The following is a 2,701-nucleotide window of genomic DNA, read 5'->3' as shown; positions in this document are numbered from 1 at the left end:
TGCTGTTGCTGTTGCTGTTGCTGTTGCTGTTGCTGTTGCTGTTGCTGTTGCTGTTGCTGTTGCTGTTGCTGTTGCTGTTGCTGTTGCTGTTGCTGTTGCTGTTGCTGTTGCTGTTGCTGTTGCTGTTGCTGTTGCTGTTGCTGCGCCTGCATCGCCTGCTGGGCTGCCAGCTGTTCCTGCTGGTTCACCGTCTCGATGGCCTGGGCACGCATCGCGAGGGCGGCCGGTTCATTGACCAGGATCTGGGTCATCTGACGGAATTGATCGCGGTCGCCGTTCTGTCCGGCGGCCAACATACGGTCCAGGAAGGCCTCCGGGTCGTCATGCAGGGAAGGCAGCTTATCGGCCGCTTTCTGGGCATCGGCCTGCATCGGAACCTGCCACTGCTGCGGTGCATGGCTGCGCTCGCGCTCATGCTGGCGTTGCTGCATGTGCTGCTGATGCCAGCTTGTCGGCTCGGCTGGACCATTGTGCAGCGCGAACGCCGGCACCGAGGGAGCGCTGCGTTCCGGCGACACGGCCACCGGGCGCAGCGGGAAATGCGCCCGCAAGCCGGTATCCAGCGCCTGAGCATCGTCGGTAGTGAGCGTAGCCGCCATCCCGGACAGAGCCTTCACATGCACGCGATGGCCCAGCGCGGTCGCCATGCCGGTGGTGTAGAAGGACTGGTGCTGTTCGGAGCGGTGGATGACGTTCATTTCCGGCGCGGTGGACACCGTGCGCGGTTGCAGGAACGGCGTGTCGCTGAGGGTGTTGACGTAATCGGTGAGCAGGTTGCCATTGCGCACGGACAGGCCATCGAGCCGGTAGGACCCGCCGATGTCCGAATGCGCGCCCGGATTGACCAGATTGAGCAGACGCCCACCGGGGGTGCGGCCCGGATCGATGATGTCCTTGACCGGGAAAGTATCGCGGTGCTCGTCGCGCGCGGTGAGTTGCAGGCCCGACACCACCGACGGCGGCAGGCGCGTGTCGCGCAGGTTCATATCGCCGGTGGCCACCGGGTCCAGCAAGCCGACGGCCTGCGCGGTACGCCCGGATGGTACCAGCGGCGGATGGGTGGGGGTGAGTTTGAGGATTTCGCCGTCTGGGCCTTTGTCGATCTGCATGCCGATAGGATCCTGGATGCCCCGTTCGTGCACCATGCGGGTGAACATGGCCGCAGTGACTGCGCCACGGCTGAAGCCGGTGGAGACAATGCTGATCTCGGCGTGTGGATCCTCGTCGCGCCATGTTCTTGCTTGGCGGATGAACTCCAAGTACATCTCTTCCATCCGTGGCCCGTAGCTGTAGCCGACTGCACCATCGAGGTTGCGGGTGAAGGCATTGTCCTGGGTACCTACGCCGGGGACGTAGTGGCCTCTGACACTATCGAGACCAGCGAAGTTGGCTGCGTCCAGTTGATTGCTCAAGATGCCGATGTTAGTGATGTGCTCAGGATCTTTGTGCTTGTCGTTGCCGGTGCCATCGAAGGATGCAACGAACAAGCGGGTGTGCGGGTTGTGTTGGCTGACCAGCATTGGTGCTTTGAACTGCGCTAAGGAACCTCTGAACAACGCACCACAAATGCGAGACACTATCTGTTCGGAGTGAGGAGGCATCCATGCAACTGACGTTCGGTGACGCCGAGGGCCTGGGCAAGCGCAAGCAGACCCGGCGCGAGATCTTCCTTGCAGAGATGGAGCGCATCGTGCCGTGGAAGCAACTGCTTGCCCTGGTCGAGCCGCACTATCCGGTGTCAGGACGGCCGGGTCGGCAGCCGTACGCGCTAGCCACGATGTTGCGGATTCATCTGTTGCAGCAGTGGTATGCGTTGAGCGATCCGGCGATGGAAGAAGCGCTGCACGAGATCCCAACCCTGCGGCGTTTTGCCCAACTCGGCGGCTTGGACAACGTTCCAGACGAGACAACGATTCTCAACTTTCGCCGTTTGCTGGAAACCCACGGCATTGCCGCGCGGATGCTGGAAGCGGTCAACGCACATTTGTCGCGCAAGGGGCAGAGCCTGCGCTCGGGCACGATCGTCGATGCGACGCTGATCGCTGCGCCCAGTTCGACCAAGAATGCAGAGCGTGCGCGCGACCCTGAGATGCATCAGACCAAGAAGGGCAACCAGTGGTATTTCGGGATGAAGGCGCACATTGGGGTGGATGAATTTTCCGGGCTGGTACACCACGTGCAGTGCACCGCAGCCAACGTGGCCGATGTCACTGTGCCCCACGCGTTGCTGCATGGCAAGGAAGACAGCGTGTTCGGCGATAGCGGCTACACAGGTGTGGAAAAACGCGACGAGCTGCAGAGCTGCGAGGCTGCATTTTTCATTGCCGCCAAGCGCTCCACGATTCAAGCCATTGGCAACAAGCGCGCGCGTGTTCGGGAAGAGCGTTGGGAACACTTCAAAGCCAGCGTGCGCGCGAAGGTGGAGCACCCATTCCGGGTGATCAAGCGGCAGTTCGGCTACACCAAGGTGCGCTATCGCGGCCTGGCCAAGAACACCGCACAGGTGCAGACGTTATTTGCGCTGTCGAACCTGTGGATGGTGCGCCGGCCCTTGCTGCCGGCAAGGGGATAATGCTGCCTGGCGGCAGCCAAAACCGCCAGAACGTTGCAAAAATCGCACCCGACGCAGCATTTTTCCAGTCATTGACATGCAAGAAGCTGGAATTTTAGAGGTTTGATGGGTTGTTCAGACCTTCCTTAG

General features: G+C 61.2%; 2 protein-coding genes. One reads left to right on the top strand and one right to left on the bottom strand.

Translation table 11 applies throughout. From position 1 onward, the window contains the following. The coding region (locus XAXN_RS00270) for a phospholipase effector Tle1 domain-containing protein (protein WP_342364466.1) at window positions 1-1,520 on the bottom strand (1,520 nt) is incomplete at its 3' end. 83 nt (window positions 1,521-1,603) lie between these two features. Here XAXN_RS00270 and XAXN_RS00265 point away from each other — a divergent pair. Then, a complete protein-coding gene (locus XAXN_RS00265) occupies window positions 1,604-2,572 on the top strand; it encodes an IS5 family transposase (protein ID WP_054318061.1) in 969 nt (322 codons plus the stop codon). Window positions 2,573-2,701: the final 129 nt, after the last annotated feature.

Source organism: Xanthomonas axonopodis (assembly GCF_001304695.1).
GTDB classification, from domain to species: Bacteria; Pseudomonadota; Gammaproteobacteria; order Xanthomonadales; family Xanthomonadaceae; genus Xanthomonas; species Xanthomonas axonopodis.
Note: the sequence above shows the minus strand (reverse complement) of the source record. Positions and strands in the feature narration are given on the sequence as shown.

Bases quoted from the DNA above. Each gene is read 5' to 3' on its own strand.
- XAXN_RS00265 (WP_054318061.1), top strand. From the start codon at position 1,604: ATGCAACTGACGTTCGGTGACGCCGAGGGCCTGGGCAAGCGCAAGCAG.